Origin of the sequence: Cupriavidus phytohabitans (assembly GCF_000426345.1) — a bacterium.
GTDB lineage: Bacteria > Pseudomonadota > Gammaproteobacteria > Burkholderiales > Burkholderiaceae > Cupriavidus.
On the sequence record NZ_AUFE01000043.1, the window covers coordinates 16182 to 31351 of the forward strand.

Here is a 15170-nt window from a genome sequence, read left to right on the forward strand (position 1 = left end):
CGGTGGCGGCGCGGGTGATCAGCAAGCTCCGCTGCTGCCGGATCACTTGATCGCACCAACGGTAAACCCGGCCACGAAGCGGTCAAGGAAGCTGTTGTAGAGCGCAGCCACCGGCACGCTGACGATCAGGCACGCACCCATCAGCGAGCCCCAGAAGTACACATCGCCCCGCACCAGGAAGGTCGGCACGCCAACGCTCACCGTGTACTGCGACGAACTTGTGATGAAGGTCAGCGCATAGACGAACTCCTGCATTGCCAGCGTGGCGCTGAAGATGACCACGGTCAGGATCCCGCTCGACGACAACGGCACCACCACGTTCAGGAAGGCGCCGAAGCGGCTCAGCCCGTCCATCGTCGCGGCTTCCTCGATGTCGCGCGGCACCGCCTTGAAGAACCCCATCATCAGCCAACTGCAGAACGGCACCCTGAAGCTGGGGTACTGTTCGGCGAGACCCGCTATGTGCGCTGGATGCGTTCATCAGGGCCAAGGCGATCTCGAGCAGCTTCTGCTGGCCGAACGACCACCAGCGTATTGAGCATTGATGTCGCGCAGCGGCGCGATCAGGCTCTCGATCATCACCGGGTTCACGCCAGCGGTGGGTTCGTATCAGCAGCGTATGGTCCCGCCCCACCCGGCTCTCCGGCTGCCGCGGCACGCCGCAGCAGATTCATCGGGCCAAGCTTCTCAACCGTCCGCAAACGCCAGAGCATTGATCGAGATGCCTTCCACGCACTCCCTGGATCTGGGCACCACCAGCAGTCCGGCAGGCATGACCAGCAGGTTGTATGGCGCCGACTGAAGCAATGCGCCATCGACAGGCAGCGCCCGCACGCCAACCGCATCGAGCAATATGCGGTAGCGCTCGTAGGCCGCGTGCGCCATCTCGTGCCGTGGCGCTGCGATCAGGTCCAGCGGCGCGAATGCGTGCGCGAATGCGAGGCCGGGAACCGCGCCGACGGTGCCCGGAGCGCCGGCTTGTGCCGACCGCAGCAAGGTATCGATCGGCATCGACGGACCATCCCGGGCGAGAGGCAGCGGCACGAGGTGCAGATGTTTGTGCCCCTGGCTCGCTCCCGCGGCGGCTCCGCCGTTATAGAAGCCCAGGCTCGGGAACTCCGCCATGCACGCGAGCAGCGCGGCGAAGTCCGGGACGGTCAGCAGCGACTCCTGTGGCTGGAAGCAGCGGGTGACGATCAGCAGGTGATGTTCGACGACGTTGAACTTGTTCAGCAGGACCACATGGTCGTCGGAGATATCCGTGACAAACAGTTCACCGTCATAGGGCAGGAACGGGTTGCCGCCGGCACTGCCCGGCTTGCGCGCCTTGTCCTTGCTCCGCAGGCTCAACGCTTCGCACACCAGGAAACGCACCCCGCCGTCCTCGATTACGGTCCGGACGGTTTCGATCGGACATAACGCCCCGCTGCGCAAGGCGTGCGCTGTCCGTTGGACGATGGCCGGCCAAAGTGTGCCAGGCTGAAGGTGTGGATGGTGCATGTCCGCTGGCGCTCCCACTTCAGCATAGCGTCGCCGGAGAGCCTGCTCAACTGGCGACGCACCCGCGGCGCCGCGCTGCTTGCCGTTCCCACTCAGGCGACAGGCCGGCCTTCTTCAGGCTCCATTGCAAGCGTGATGCTCGGCATTCGCATCCCCGGACCCGACGCGTGTCACTGTGCAGACCTTCGAGATCATGTATCCCACACCGGCGATTCGGTGCTGGTGGCGGGGCGCAAAGGCGTTCAGATGGGCGTTGATGCAACGATCGATCGCTTGGCAAGCCGCGGCGTCATCGAACTCTGGCAGGAATGAAATCGAGATACCGGGTAACTGGTAGTCGAGCAAGCGCGCCTCTGCCAGGTGGGTGTAGAGATTGCCGTTGCGGAAATCCGCCGGGATGTCGTCCCATGCCGGCAGCAGTTTCATGGTACTGCACTTCACGTCGTCTTCGGTAATGCTGTCCACTTCAGAGCGCGAGAGCGAATAAGTCATGCTGGTTGCCTCCCTCCAATGATTGCGACACAAGACATGCCGGCAACGCCTCGCGGGGCTGGACCCGCGTTGCTTTCGGTCATGGCTTACGTAGCGTAGCCTAACGGCGCCAGGAGGCTGCCCGCCATGCAAAGGATGCCAACAACTTTGCATTACATGCCACCCTCTCGATAGTTGCCCATGAAGCACGTCAGCCGGGCACTTGTGAAGTCGCAGCATGGTTTCGCCTGAACCGGCATCACTCCCCGGATAACGTGGCCCCGTGATGATGCAGCCCTTCGCGTACCCGCGCTTACAGGGGAGTCATCAGCTGCACCCGCCTGAACTATGCTGGAGTGGTTCGGAGCCGAGGCATCGCCGGCCGAGCTATGTTCTGCGCTCGTAGCGGTGATTGCCTGGCAAATCAAGTTCGACGTGAGGTCGATATGCTCTATCAGATTGTGGAGTATCAGCGGGCAACAATGGCGGCGTTCGCGATTCAATCGAGCCGTGCGTTTGTCAACCCTCTGAACCCGTTTTCTTATCTGCCTGGCGCAAGCGACTATTCTGCTTGCTGGGAAATGCTCAGTCGAGTCGGCACGCCCTGCAACGAGCCGACGTTTAGCATTACATCTATTCAACTTCGCGGCCGTGTCGTCCTGGTGAAGGAGACGATTTTTTTAGACAGCCCGTTTTGCCGCCTGCGGCGCTTCGCGGCCGTTGCCGCCGAACATGAAGCTGGACAACCTTCTCGGTCAATACTTCTCTGCGCACCGTTGGCCGGCCACCATGCCGTCATGCTTCGCGAGGTCGTGGAGTCGTTGCTGCATGACCATATCGTCTATGTTACGGATTGGAGCAATGCGCGTAACGTACCCCTGAGCGATGGCCCCTTCCATCTGGACGACTATGTGCTTTACATCAAGCGCTTTATCCATCAGATCGAAGCAGAGTCGCTTCATGTCCTCGCCATCTGCCAGGCCACCGTGCCGACGCTGGCCGCCGTTGCGCTGCTGGCGAGCGAGGATGAGCCAACACCACGGAGCTTGACTCTGATTGGCGGCCCAATCGATGCGCGTCGCAGTCCTACTGCAATCGGGAATCTCGCGTCGCGTCATTCCCTGCAGTGGTTTCAACGCAATCTGATTCATGTGGTGCCCGCGCCGTACATGGGCGTCGGACGTCAGGTTTGCCCAAGCTTCGTACAAGTCGCCGGCTTGGCCGCGGCGGAGTCATCCTCCCTGACGACACTATACTGGGACTTCTGCTTCAGTCTCGCGCGCGGCGACGCGGAGCTTGCGCACAGGCATTGGCAAGCCTTGGAGACTTATAGCGCTGTACTCGACATGGCAGCAGAGTTCTACCTGGATACCATCAGCACAGTGTTCCAGAACTTCCACTTGCCCCTGGGGACATGGCAGGTGCAAGGGCATGCCGTGCGACCACAAGACATTCGTACGACCGCATTACTCACCATTGAAGGTGAGTGCGATGAAATCTCTGGCTGCGGACAGACCCATGCGGCCCACGATCTGTGCCAAGGTATCGCCCTGCCAGGCAAGCGCCACGTTACGGTGCCACGTTGCGGTCATTATGATCTGTTTTCTGGCCCTTGCTGGCGTACAGAAGTCTTTCCCAGAATATGCAATATGACGCGACTTGGCACCTAGTGTGCGTGTCGGGCTGTCGCGGGCTCGGCGCTATACAGCTGAAACCCCACCCGCCTGCACCCCTGGGCCATCACCCGGCGGTGCCGTGACAATGGAGCGCAGCGCAGGCGTGGCCGGCACGATCCTGGCCAGATCCGGCACCGGCCGCCTCAATACAGGCGACGCGGCAAACGCTGTCTCCATCCCCTGCGCCGCAGCCAGCGTCTCCAGATCCCCCCGGAAGCGCCCGGTCACCTGCAGCCCGAACGGCATGCCCGCTTCGTCCGTACCACACGGCAGCGAGATGGCCGGATGCGTGGTCAGCGTCACGACATAGGTCAATGCCAGCCAGCGATAGTAGTTCTCCTGCTCCTCGCCATTGATGGTGCCGGCATACAGGCTAGTCCATGCAAACGGCGAAACCGGCGTGGTCGGCGACAGGATCAGGTCGTATTGCTGGTAGGCCTGCTGGAAGCGCTGCAGGATCCGGTTCTGCTCCGCCTGCGCCCAGGAACTGTCGGCCAGCGACATTTTCGCGCCCATCTCGTAGTTCGCCCGCGTATTGGGCCCGAGTGCGTCGGGGTCGCGCTGGTAGGCGTCGTGCAGGCCGGCGACGAAGCTTTCCGCGCGCAGCACGTCGAAGCAGCGGTGCACATCGCCCAGATCGAAGCGGACCTCGTCGCAGCGCTTGAACAGGTGGCGCATCGCGGCGATCTTGCCCCGGAACACGCGGCGGATACCGTCGTCCACGGCGCAGCAGCCGAAGTCCTCGGTATAGCCGACGCGCAACGTCGACAGGTCCACGTGCGGCGGAAGGCGGAAGGACTCCGCGTCCACCGCGTAGCTCAACGGATCGGTCACCGACACACCCGCCGATGCGGCGAGCTGCAGGCAGGTATCGGCAACCGTGCGCCCCATCGGGCCGACCACCGAGATCGGCGTCCAGCCCAGCAGCTTGCGCGAATTGGGCACGATGCCGGGCGACGGCCGGAAGCCCACCACGCCGCACTTCGCCGCCGGAATGCGCAGCGAGCCGCCGGTGTCCGAGCCCGTGCACACCGGCAGGAAATCCGCGGCCAGCGCCGCCGCCGAGCCTCCCGACGAGCCGCCCGCGTTGAGGTTGGGGTTGAACGGATTGCCGGTCGCGCCCCAGACCGCATTGCGCGAGTTGGCGCCGGCGCCCATCTCGGGGATGTTGGTCTTGCCCACCACGATGGCGCCGGCCGCGCGCAGCCGCGCCACCAGCACGTTGTCCGACGCCGGCACATGGTTGCGGAACAGCGGCGAGCCATAGGTGGTCAGCAAACCCTCGGTCGCCTCCAGGTCCTTGACCCCAAGGGGCAACCCGTGCAGCAGGCCGAGCGGTTCGTTGCGCAGCACGGCCTGCTCGGCCACGCGCGCCTCCTTGCGGGCGCGCTCGAAGCAGGTCGCCGTGATGGCGTTGATGGCCGGGTTGTAGGCCTCGATGCGGGCGATGCACGCCTCCAGCAGTTCTACCGGCGAGATCTCGCGGGTGCCGATCAGGCGGCGGAGTTCGACCGCGGAAGTCGAGGTCAGTTGGTCTTGCGCGTTCATGGGATCAGAATGTCGGTGGCCATGCCTGCCGCCGCAGCGGGCGGCAGGCATCGGGAGAGATAGGGGTGGTGATCCAGCTCAGTCCAGCTTGATATGCGCGCGCTGCGCGATGGCGCGCATCTGCGGGATTTCCTTGTCGATCATGGTCGCGACCTGGCTGCCGGGCGCGTAGAACGGTTCGATGCCGCTCTCGGCCAGCTGCTTGCGCGTGGCCGGATCGGCGATGGCGTCGGCCAGCGCCTTCTCCAGCTTCGCCTTGACCTCGGCCGGCATGCCGCGCGGCGCAACCAGCGCGATCCAGGTGCTGGTGTCCATCCCGGGGTAGCCGCTTTCCGCCACGGTGGGCACATTCGGCAGCAGCGCCGAGCGCTTCGCCGTGGTGACCGCGATCGCCTTGATCTTGCCGGCCTTGAGTTGCGGGATCGCCGCTGCCACGGTATCCACGCTGAACGGGATCTGCCCACCCATCAGGTCGGTCATGGCCGGCGCGCTGCCCTTGTACGGGACATGCAGCAGCCTGGTGCCGGTAAGGTTGAGCAGTTCCTCGCCGGCAAAGTGAGCGGTGGTGCCGGCGCCGAACGACGCGTAGGAATACTTGCCCGGCGCCGCCTTGGCCGCCGCCACGAACTCCTTGAGGTTGTTCACCGGGACGTCGCGGTTCGCGAGCAGGATCAGCCCCGTCGAACCGATCAGGCCGATCGGCTCGAAGTTCTTCTGCGGGTCGTACGGCAGCTTGGCGTAGACCGCGGGGTTGACCGTGAACGTCGTTCCCGACGTGGCCATCAGCGTGTAGCCGTCCGGCGCCGACTTGGCCACGTAGCTGGCCGCGACGATGGTGCCGGCCCCGGGCCGGTTCTCGACCACCACGGTCTGGCCGAGGCCCTCCCCGAGCTTGCGCGCGATGGTGCGGCCGACCATGTCGGTGGCGCCGCCCGGCGGAAACGGCAGGACCAGCTGGATCGGCTTGGACGGATACCCGCCTTGCGCGGCGACAGTGGCTGGCGCCAGCGAGGCCACGGCGCAGACGCTGTAGGCAGCAAGCAGGAACAGGGTGCGGGGAACGGGGGATCGCATGTAGATGCTCCGGCAGAGTAGGAATTGGCGCAGCGCAGCAAGACTGCAGGGCGCGGCGTGATTCCATCGTACGACCGATCCGGTGTGAAAATCGTAGCAATGTTTCGAAAGATTGATTGCCAAAAACGCAATCGCTAGAATGATTCTGCCGCGCCCAGCCCCTAGCCGCCCTAGCCGCCCCTACCCACCCATGTCCTACCGCATCCTGCAGGAAACCGCCGTGCGCTACTTCCTTGAAGTGGTGCGCACCGGCTCGGTCAAAGACGCCGCCGTGAAGCTCAATGTGGCGCCTTCGGCGGTCAGCCGGCAGATCGCCAAGCTCGAGAGCGAGCTCGACACGCTGCTGTTCGACCGGCGCGCACGCGGCCTGGTCCCCAACGCAGCCGGCGAGCTGCTGGCGGCGCATGCCAAGCGAGCCCAGCAGGAGATCGACCGCGTCACCGGCGACATCCAGGCGCTGCGCGGCCTGCGCGTCGGCCAGGTGCGGCTGGCCAGCGTGGAAGGCCTGACGCACGATTTCATCCCCGCCCTGGCGGCGAGCTTTCGGGAACAGTACGGTGGCATCCGCTTCGACCTCGACGTCTGTCCGCAAGGCGACATCGCCCGGCGCATCCGCGATGGCGAGGCCGACATCGGCATCACGCTGAGCGGGTTGCCCGAACTGGATATCGAGGTGGAATTGCGCCATCCCGCACCCATACTCGCGGTCATGGCGCCCACCCATCCGCTGGCCGGCCAGCGCCAGCTGTCGCTGTCCCAGGTCATCGGCTACCCGCTTGCGTTGCCGCCCAAGGACAGTTCGCTGAGGCAATTGCTGGACACCAGCTGCAGCCGCCAGGGCCTGAGCTACCAGACCGTGTTCTCCAGCAATCACCTGGATTCGCTGGTCGGCTTTGCCGCGGCCGGGGGCGAGGTCATCAGCTTCTATGGCGAGCTGTCGGTGCGGCGGCGGCTCAAGGCCGGCATCGTTACCGCGATACCGCTGCGCGACCGCGAAATGAACGAGCGCTATATCGAGATCCAGACGCTGGCCCGGCGCAACCTGCCCCCCGCGGGCCGCGCCTTCGTCCAGCACCTGGCGCAAGCCATCACCCGCATCGATGCCGATAAGTGATCGGCAGGGCAATGCAGTATCGATTGCCGAAGCAGCAATCGACCATTCAAATAATTGCTCCCGATGCCAGTTCCGCCCGGCACGCCGGCGCTGCAGAATCGGGGCATCGGATCAACGTTGCAGGAAAGGCAGACCCATCGCATGAGCAAGGACATCCTGGTACTCGGCGCCGGCATGGTCGGCGTTTGCACGGCGCTGGCGCTGCGCCAGCGCGGCCACTCGGTGGTGGTGGTCGACCGGCAGGCGCCCGGCCGTGAAACCTCTTACGGCAATGCCGGCATCATCCAGCGCGAGGCGGTGCAGCCTTATGCCTTCCCGCGCGAATGGACCGCCGTGCTGCGGGTGATGGCGCGCCAGGGCAACGATGTCCATTACCATCCGCGGGCGCTCGCGGGCCTGCTGCCGGCGCTGGCCCGCTACTGGCACGAATCGGCACCCAGCCGCTATGCGGCGACGGTCACCGCATACAGCGCGCTGATCCGGCACTGCCTGACCGAGCACGAACGCCTGATCGCGCTGGCGGGCGCGCAGGACCTGGTCAGCAAGCAGGGATGGCTGCAGGCTTACCGCACCAGCGCGGCGTTCGACCGCGAGGCGGCAAAGGCAGCAGCGGTCTCACGGGAGCACGGCCTCGATTGCCAGATCCTGGACGGCGCCGCCCTCGCCGCCGCGGAGCCAGCCCTGCACGGGTCACTGGCCGGCGCTGTCCATTGGCGCGATCCGTGGACCGTCGCCGACCCCGGCGAGCTGGTCCACCGCTACGCCGCCTGCTACGAGAACGCCGGCGGCATCCTCAGCCGCGGCGACGCCAGCACGCTGAAGCCTGCCGGCAGCGGATGGAGCGTGTCGACGGACGACGGCGTGGTCACGGCGCAGCATGCAGTCATTGCGCTGGGCCCGTGGGCGCCGGCGCTGACCCGGCCGCTCGGATACCGGATCCCGCTGTTCGTGAAGCGAGGCTACCACCGCCACTATGCGGCCCCGGCGATGCCCAGGCTGCCACTGCTCGATACCGAGAATGGCCTTTTGCTGGCGCCGATGAAGCGGGGCCTGCGCCTCACCACCGGCGCGGAATTCGCCCGCCACAATGCGCCGCCCACGCCGGTGCAGCTATTGCGGGCCGAGCGCTATGCCGGCGAGTTGTTGCAGCTCGGCGCACCTGTCGAGGACACCCCCTGGCTGGGCGCGAGGCCCTGCGTGGCCGACATGCGCCCGGTAGTGGGCCGGGCCCCGCGCCATCCAGGCCTGTGGTTCCACTTCGGACATGCGCACCAGGGCTTTACCCTCGGCCCCGCCACGGCGCGGCTGCTCGCCGAACTGATCGACGGCGAGACGCCTTATGTGGATGCCCGCCCGTATGATCCGGCCCGCTTCGGCAATTGAGAGCGGCGCAAGCATCGCCGATCGGCCCGCGCGCGCTGGATAGCGTTCGTTCGGCTTCCGCGATCTTGCTGTGTTGCGCATGGCCGCGGCGTTCGAAGCGATGGCTTTGCCCTTGAAGCGCTTGCCGCGCTCGCCCATTCGATACGCCTGTCCGTGTTCCGGATGCTCGTGCAGGCCAGCCCCAGCGGACTTCCCGCCGGCCGCATCGCCGAGTTGATGGAGATGCCGGCGTCATCGTTGTCCTTTCACGTCAAGGAATTACACCGCGCCGGCCTGCTATCCCAGTCGCCAGGACTGGTCGCCCGATCATTTACATGGCCCCATTCCGAGACCATGAATGCGTTGCAGGCTTACCTCCCGGAAACCTGCGGCGGCGGCAAGCCGTGTTCCCCTGTATCGATCTGCTCTGTCGCCTCTGAGTCCCAGTCATGAAACGCCAATACACGGCCTGTATTGGAAATTGCACCCCACACGGGGCGACCACTCCTTCGCACGAGCGACTCGCGACGAGCACATCTGAACAGCACCTGAATCTCGATCTCGATGTCGTTCCCGACGAGGCGACTTGCGCCGCGCCGCGGATGCGGATGCGGGCTGGATTGCCTCGTTGTTTTGATCCTTTTGAGCATCTTATTGATCAAATATAGTCTCGAAATCCGTACCTGGTGGACCTAAAGTGGAGGCTCTTAACCACCTGACGAAAGATACCCATGACCAACGAAACCACCAGGACCAATGCCGTCATCGAATGCATCCTGAGCCGCAGCGCCGCCAAGTACTACGACCCTGCCGCCACCCTGAGCGACGACCAGGTCCGCGAGCTGGTGCGAATCGGCACCAGCGCGCCGACATCCTTCCACATGCAGAACTGGCGCTTCATCGCCGTGCGCTCGCCTGAAGCCAAGGCTCGGCTGAGTCCGATCGCTTGGAACCAGCCCGCGATCACCGAAGCGGCCGTTACCTTCATCGTCTGCGGCCAGTTGGCCGATTCGAGCGTAATACCAGATCGCCTGGCGCCGCTGGTGGAGGCGGGCGTCATGCCGGCAGAGATGGTGCCGGAATGGGAAATCCCCGCACGCAATCTGTATATGGACTACCCGCAGCGCCAGCGCGACGAGGCAGTACGCACCGGCACCTTCGGCGCGGCGGCGATGATCTACGCGGCCCGCTCGCTGGACCTGGGTTCGACGCCGATGATCGGTTTCGATGCCGAAGCGGTGCACCGCGAGTTCGGGCTGGCCGACGACGAAGTGCCGGTCATGCTGTTGTCCGTAGGGACAGAGCGCCCCGGAAACTGGCCGCAGAAGCCGCGCCGTCCGGTGGCAGATGTGTTGGATTTGGTTTAGGTGCGTCGCCGCGGCAGTGATTACGCCGGACGACTAAGCGGCTGCCAAGTGAGAGGCAAACACGCAAACACAAGGTACCTCCCACTTGAAGGCCTGACCAGCTTCGACCCAAGACCTGGGCACGAAGTAAGCCGAGGGATGGTTCCCACATGGACTTTCCCCAATGAGTGAAACCAGTAACTTACAGAGACTACGATGCCAAGAACTGCTGCTCTAAAGCCGGAACAGGTGCCGGCCGATTCGAAACCGACCCTCGATGCAATCACCAGGAACATCGGGTTCACCCCAAATATGATGGCGACTTTCGCGCAGAGCCCGATCGCGTTCAACTCATGGGCCACCCTGCTCGGCTCCTTGAGCAAGGCGCTCGACGTGAAGACGCGTGACAGCATCGGCCTCGCTGTCTCCGAAGTGAATGGCTGCAACTACTGCCTGACAGTTCACAGCTTTACGGCCGAGCATATGGCCAGGCTGCCGGCCGATGAAATCATTCTCGCTCGGAAGGGGCATGCCAGCGACCCGAAGCGCGACGCCGCCGTCCAGTTTGCCCGCAAAGTCATCGAGGCCCGCGGCAACGTCACTGACGCCGATCTGAAAGCCGTCCGCGAAGCCGGCTACACGGACGCGAACGTCATGGAGATCGTCGCGCTGGTCGCCATGTATTCCCTGACGAATTTCTTCAACAACGTGTTCGATCCCGAGAAGGACTTTCCCGCCGTGACGCCGGCTGGCTCGATCTGAACGCTATCCAGTCGCATCGATCCTCTCCGATGGTGCTCGGAGGGTTGATGCGAACGTAACACGAAAACCCGGATGCACCCAGGCAAGAAGAGATCCATCCGGGCTTTTCGTATGACCCGACAAGTCAAGGAGAAAGAATGTGACACTCGATCACCCAATTTTCACGCGCTGGCCGGTGCAGTACCCCGATCGGCTGCAACTCTTTTTCTTACCGACACCCAACGGCGTGAAGGTCGGCATCATGCTGGAGGATCAGGACTCGGTCGCGTATCGTCGTCCTCAGTGATCCTGGCGAGGTAGCGACAGATGGTTGCCGTCGAGCAGCCCGGCCGGTGCGCAACGTCTTTGACGTCGATGCGCACGCGAAGGAATCCCTTGCCGTCCGGTTCCCCCGACGGGCTTAGCGCGCTACGTGTCCGATCGGCTCGAGCACTGAGGCCATGAGCGTCGTACACCCGGTGTGCAATTGCAATATGATGCTTGAGGTTCAAGTTCCCGAGGTCCTATGCCCCAAGTCGACTGGCTGAGCCAACTGCTGCAAATGATCACCATCACTGGCCAGCTGGAGGTTCGTTGCGCCTACGGTGCGCCATGGCGTGTGGCCTGGCCTCAGTCCGCGGCGCACGAGATTCCCTACCACGTCGTGCTCAAGGGCCGGGCCATTATCGAGAGTCCGGAGACGGAGACGACCATGGAGCTGGTGGGTGGAGATATAGTGCTGTTGCCTCACGGGTCGGCGCACGTGCTGCACGATGGCAGCGGACATGCGCCGGGTCTTACCTACAATCGCCAAGGTTCTGCAGGATGGATGCTCAGCCAGAATGATGGCCAGGGCGAGCATCTGGACCTGTTGTGCGGACGATTCTTCATCGAGCCGCCCCATGATCGGCTGATTCACAATTATCTGCCCACGAATCTGGTGGTACGGGCCGTGGACGGCCATGGTGAAGAGGCCATCGGGTCCGCTTCGAACCACCTGGCCAGTCTCGTCGGGCTGATGCGCATGGAATCCGCCAGCGACAAACTGGGCGGATACGCCATGCTCAACGCGCTTACCTCGGCGCTGTTCACACTGGTACTGCGCGCAGCAAGCGAATCCGAGCAGGCCCCGGCAGGCTTGCTGGCGCTTGCCGGCCATCCACGACTGGCTCCGGCCATTTCAGCCATGTTCGCCGATCCGGCGCGACCCTGGAAACTGCCTGATCTGGCCGACTTGTGCAGCATGTCACGTGCCACCTTCATGCGGCACTTCCAGGACAAGCTGGGGCGTTCAGCCATCGAATTGCTGACCGATATCCGGATGAGCCTGGCCGCCAACGAACTGAAGAAGCCGACGATGACCACCGAGGCCGTGGCCGACTCAGTCGGGTATCGATCCGTGGCAGCGTTCCGGCGTGTGTTCACCGACACGATGGGAATGACGCCGGGGCAATGGCGCCGTCTGGCGCGCGCGGGCCAGTAATGTCCCCATTCGCTTTGCGCGAGCACCAGACCTTCTTCCGCGTGTACGACTTCAATGCGTGGTGGCGGCTCGCGTTTAGACGCGGCGAGGCGCGTCCTGCAGAAACTGCACCGAAGCGTGCCTCGACTTCGCGCATTTTCCCTATCGTAATGACAGATGTCTCGTCCTGACGTCTGCTGCTATGCTGCGTCCCTTGCCGAACGTGCGACCGATGCACTGTCGGGAAGCCTCCCTGCCGGTGCAGGTCTTTGGGGGGCGGGATCGCCAAACACCAACCGCCGCCCGACCGGGAACAACTGCAGGCCGAAGCGTCGCGACAGATAGCCCCAGATGCCCTGCGGGAAGAACAGCGCGACAACAATGGCCACAATGCCCAGCCCGATCAGGTACCAGGTGCCGTAGTCGGACAGGAACTTGTTCAGCAGGAAGAAGATCAGCGCGCCGATGATGGGACCCTCCAGCGTGCCCAGCCCGCCGATCAGCACGATGAAGATGCCGAACGCGGTCCAGTTCACCGAGAACGCGGCATCGGGAGAAATGCGCAGATTGCCAAGGAAGTAGAGGCCGCCGGCAAACGCGGTACCACCCGCCGCGACCAGATACACCACGAGCCGCGCGCGCCGGACGTCGACGCCCTGGCTGCTGGCCGCCGCGGCATTGTCACGCATGGCGGTTAGCGCGAGCCCCGGCCTGGCGCGCAGGAACCAGTAGAGCAGCGCAATCCCGCCCGCGACTGCGGCCAGGGCCAGCCACAGCGTCAGCGATTCGCGTGTTGACCGGGGGATGCCTTGCAGCGCCGTCAGGCTGGTGCCCGAGCCACCGCCTAGCGCGGACACATTGGCCACGCTCAGCCGGAAGACTTCCGCGATGACCCAGGTGCCGACCGCGAAATAGCCCCCTTCGAGCCGGAACGCGATGCGCGAGACGGGCACCGCCACCAGCATGGCAAGGCCTGCGCCCAGCGGCACCGCCAGGAATGGTGACACGCCGCAGAAATTGGCCAGTACCAGCATGGCATAGCCGCCGATGCCGAAGAATGCCTGCTGGCCGATCGACACCATGCCGCCGTAGCCGGCCAGCAAGTTCCACATCATGGCGAAGAGCAGGTAAGCGGCGATCTGCGTAAGATCGCGCAGCGTGTCGCGCCCGGCCCAGTACGGCATGCTGGCGATGACCACGGCGCCCAGCAGCAGGCCAAGCACCGCAAGTTTGCTGGCGCGCGTGGCGCGCCGCACTTCAAAGCCCTGCGAGGGGCTGTTTACAGTTCTTTCCATCTCGGCACCTCTATGCAGTCTTTGGCAGCAAGCCCTGGGGTCTGGCGACAAGCACCGCCAGGAACATCACGTGGCCGAGCCAGATGCCCCAGCCCGGATCGAAGTAGAAACCCGCCTGCTGCGCCACGCCCAGCGCCATGCCGCCCAGGAAGGTGCCCCAGAATGAACCCATGCCGCCGATGATCACGGCCTCGAACGCATACAACAGCAGCGCGGGCCCGTCGGACGGGGAAACCGCCGTGCGCGTGGCGTAAAGCGCCGCCGCCACCGCGATCAGGACAAAAGCCATGGCCATGGCCAATGCATAGGTGCGCCGGTGCGACACGCCCACCAGTTGCACGGTCTCACGATCGTCGGAGGTGGCGCGGAATGCGCGCCCGAGTGCGGTCCTGCCAGACAGCCATTGCAGCGCAAACGTAACCGCCACCGTCGCCAGCAGGGTCAGCAGCGGCAGGTAGCCCACGTTGATGCCGCCGGGCAGCAACACGCCTTGCGACTCGAAGCCGCCCGTGGCAATGGCGCGCGGATCGGCTGAGAACAGCTCCTGCAACACGTTCTGGATCACGATTGACAGGCCAAAGGTCACCATCAGCGATGGCAGCGGGTCGCGGCTGCTGACACGGTTGAGCAGCACATACTGCAGCGCGTAGCCGGCGGCGAAGGCGATGGCCACCAGCAGCACGAGCGCCGCCATCAGCGGCAGGTGCGCCATGGCCGTCAGCGCGAACAGCACGAACACCAGCAGTACGATGAAATCGCCGTGCGCGATATTGGTCAGCCGCATCACGCCGAACACCAGCGACTGCCCCATGGCAAAGAGCGCGTACAGCGCGCCGAGCAGCACGCCCTGTACCAGGATGTTGATGAGCGTAGTCATGCCTGGACCCCGAAATAGGCCTGCGTGATCGCCTCGTCCGAAGCGCTGGCGGATTCGCCCTCCAGCGAGACGCGTCCCTCCTGGAAGCAGTAGAAGCGGGAGGAAACCTGGCGCGCCAGCCGCACGTCCTGCTCGACGATGATGGCGCTCATGCCATCGGCGACGATGGCCGGCAGCGCCGCGTAGATTTCACGCACGACCACGGGCGCAAGGCCAAGCGAGAGTTCGTCGCACATCAGTAGCTCCGGGTTGCTCATCAGCGCGCGGCCGATTGCCACCATCTGCTGCTGCCCGCCCGACAGCGCGGTGGCCGGATGGTGGCGGCGCTCGCGCAACGCGGGGAATAGTTCGAGCACCGTTTCCAGGTTCCAGCGCCCAGGCCGGCCGCAGTATGCGCCGAGCTGCAAGTTCTCTTCCACGCTCAGGCTCGGGAAAAGGCGCCTGCCCTCAGGCACCAGCGCAATGCCCTTGCCGACGATCCGGGCAGCTGGCAGGCTGCCGATCGGCGCGCCCTTGTAGATCACCTGCCCTGGCGCCGCGCGCAGCAGGCCGGCGATGGTCTTGAGGAAAGTTGACTTGCCCGCGCCATTGGCACCGATCAGCGCAATGACTTCGCCGGCGCCGACGGCAACGTCGATGCCGAAGAGCGCCTGGAAGTCGCCGTAGCCTGCGGTCAGGCCCTGCGTTTGAAGCAATGTGGTCAT

General features: G+C 64.5%; 14 protein-coding genes and 2 pseudogenes. 8 read left to right on the forward strand and 8 right to left on the reverse strand.

From position 1 onward, the window contains the following. Positions 1 to 42: 42 nt before the first annotated feature. From K309_RS37285 to K309_RS37295, 3 genes are all read right to left on the reverse strand, one after another. Positions 43 to 426, reverse strand: coding sequence for an ABC transporter permease subunit (locus tag K309_RS37285; protein WP_255360125.1), 384 nt, complete (start codon positions 424 to 426; stop codon positions 43 to 45). A 261-nt stretch (positions 427 to 687) separates the two neighbouring features. Further along, complete coding sequence (locus K309_RS37290; protein WP_369796497.1) at positions 688 to 1500, reverse strand: ATP adenylyltransferase family protein; 813 nt, start codon at positions 1498 to 1500, stop codon at positions 688 to 690. Between the two features lie 114 nt (positions 1501 to 1614). Next, positions 1615 to 1992: a hypothetical protein gene (locus tag K309_RS37295; protein ID WP_051320586.1), complete on the reverse strand. Its 378-nt coding sequence runs from the start codon at positions 1990 to 1992 to the stop codon at positions 1615 to 1617. 425 nt (positions 1993 to 2417) lie between these two features. Between K309_RS37295 and phaZ the strand changes: the two genes are divergently transcribed. Then, positions 2418 to 3641, forward strand: coding sequence for a polyhydroxyalkanoate depolymerase (phaZ, locus tag K309_RS40305; protein ID WP_084402529.1), 1224 nt, complete (start codon positions 2418 to 2420; stop codon positions 3639 to 3641). A gap of 30 nt (positions 3642 to 3671) precedes the next feature. Here phaZ and K309_RS0124465 read toward each other — a convergent pair whose 3' ends face one another. Further along, positions 3672 to 5195: an amidase gene (locus K309_RS0124465; RefSeq protein ID WP_029048852.1), complete on the reverse strand. Its 1524-nt coding sequence runs from the start codon at positions 5193 to 5195 to the stop codon at positions 3672 to 3674. 78 nt (positions 5196 to 5273) lie between these two features. Next, on the reverse strand, positions 5274 to 6269 hold the full coding sequence (locus tag K309_RS0124470) for a Bug family tripartite tricarboxylate transporter substrate binding protein (RefSeq protein ID WP_029048853.1): 996 nt from the start codon (positions 6267 to 6269) through the stop codon (positions 5274 to 5276). 190 nt (positions 6270 to 6459) lie between these two features. On the opposite strand from K309_RS0124470, the gene K309_RS0124475 reads away from it, so the two are divergent. The 7 genes and pseudogenes from K309_RS0124475 to K309_RS0124500 all read left to right on the forward strand — a co-directional run bounded on the left by K309_RS0124475 (position 6460) and on the right by K309_RS0124500 (position 12315). Next, on the forward strand, positions 6460 to 7383 hold the full coding sequence (locus tag K309_RS0124475; RefSeq protein WP_029048854.1) for a LysR family transcriptional regulator: 924 nt from the start codon (positions 6460 to 6462) through the stop codon (positions 7381 to 7383). Positions 7384 to 7524: 141 nt separating this feature from the next. Continuing rightward, positions 7525 to 8766, forward strand: coding sequence for an NAD(P)/FAD-dependent oxidoreductase (locus K309_RS0124480; protein ID WP_029048855.1), 1242 nt, complete (start codon positions 7525 to 7527; stop codon positions 8764 to 8766). 141 nt (positions 8767 to 8907) lie between these two features. Continuing rightward, a pseudogene (locus K309_RS40310) lies at positions 8908 to 9198 on the forward strand (ArsR/SmtB family transcription factor). A 278-nt stretch (positions 9199 to 9476) separates the two neighbouring features. Next, positions 9477 to 10112: a nitroreductase family protein gene (locus K309_RS0124485; protein WP_029048856.1), complete on the forward strand. Its 636-nt coding sequence runs from the start codon at positions 9477 to 9479 to the stop codon at positions 10110 to 10112. A gap of 195 nt (positions 10113 to 10307) precedes the next feature. Next, positions 10308 to 10853: a carboxymuconolactone decarboxylase family protein gene (locus K309_RS0124490; RefSeq protein WP_029048857.1), complete on the forward strand. Its 546-nt coding sequence runs from the start codon at positions 10308 to 10310 to the stop codon at positions 10851 to 10853. A 139-nt stretch (positions 10854 to 10992) separates the two neighbouring features. Next, positions 10993 to 11106, forward strand: a pseudogene (locus K309_RS41905) (glutathione S-transferase); the annotation flags it as partial. A 252-nt stretch (positions 11107 to 11358) separates the two neighbouring features. Further along, the gene (locus K309_RS0124500) at positions 11359 to 12315 is read left to right on the forward strand and encodes an AraC family transcriptional regulator (RefSeq protein ID WP_029048858.1); all 957 of its coding nucleotides are present in this window, start codon (positions 11359 to 11361) and stop codon (positions 12313 to 12315) included. Between the two features lie 179 nt (positions 12316 to 12494). Here K309_RS0124500 and K309_RS37300 read toward each other — a convergent pair whose 3' ends face one another. From K309_RS37300 to K309_RS0124515, 3 genes are read right to left on the reverse strand one after another with little or no spacing between them, the layout of a single operon-like run. Next, the gene (locus K309_RS37300; protein ID WP_051320587.1) at positions 12495 to 13589 is read right to left on the reverse strand and encodes a branched-chain amino acid ABC transporter permease; all 1095 of its coding nucleotides are present in this window, start codon (positions 13587 to 13589) and stop codon (positions 12495 to 12497) included. 10 nt (positions 13590 to 13599) lie between these two features. After that, positions 13600 to 14466, reverse strand: coding sequence for a branched-chain amino acid ABC transporter permease (locus tag K309_RS0124510; protein WP_029048859.1), 867 nt, complete (start codon positions 14464 to 14466; stop codon positions 13600 to 13602). Beyond that, the gene (locus K309_RS0124515; RefSeq protein ID WP_029048860.1) at positions 14463 to 15170 is read right to left on the reverse strand and encodes an ABC transporter ATP-binding protein; all 708 of its coding nucleotides are present in this window, start codon (positions 15168 to 15170) and stop codon (positions 14463 to 14465) included. Before K309_RS0124515 ends, K309_RS0124510 begins: the two co-directional genes overlap by 4 nt.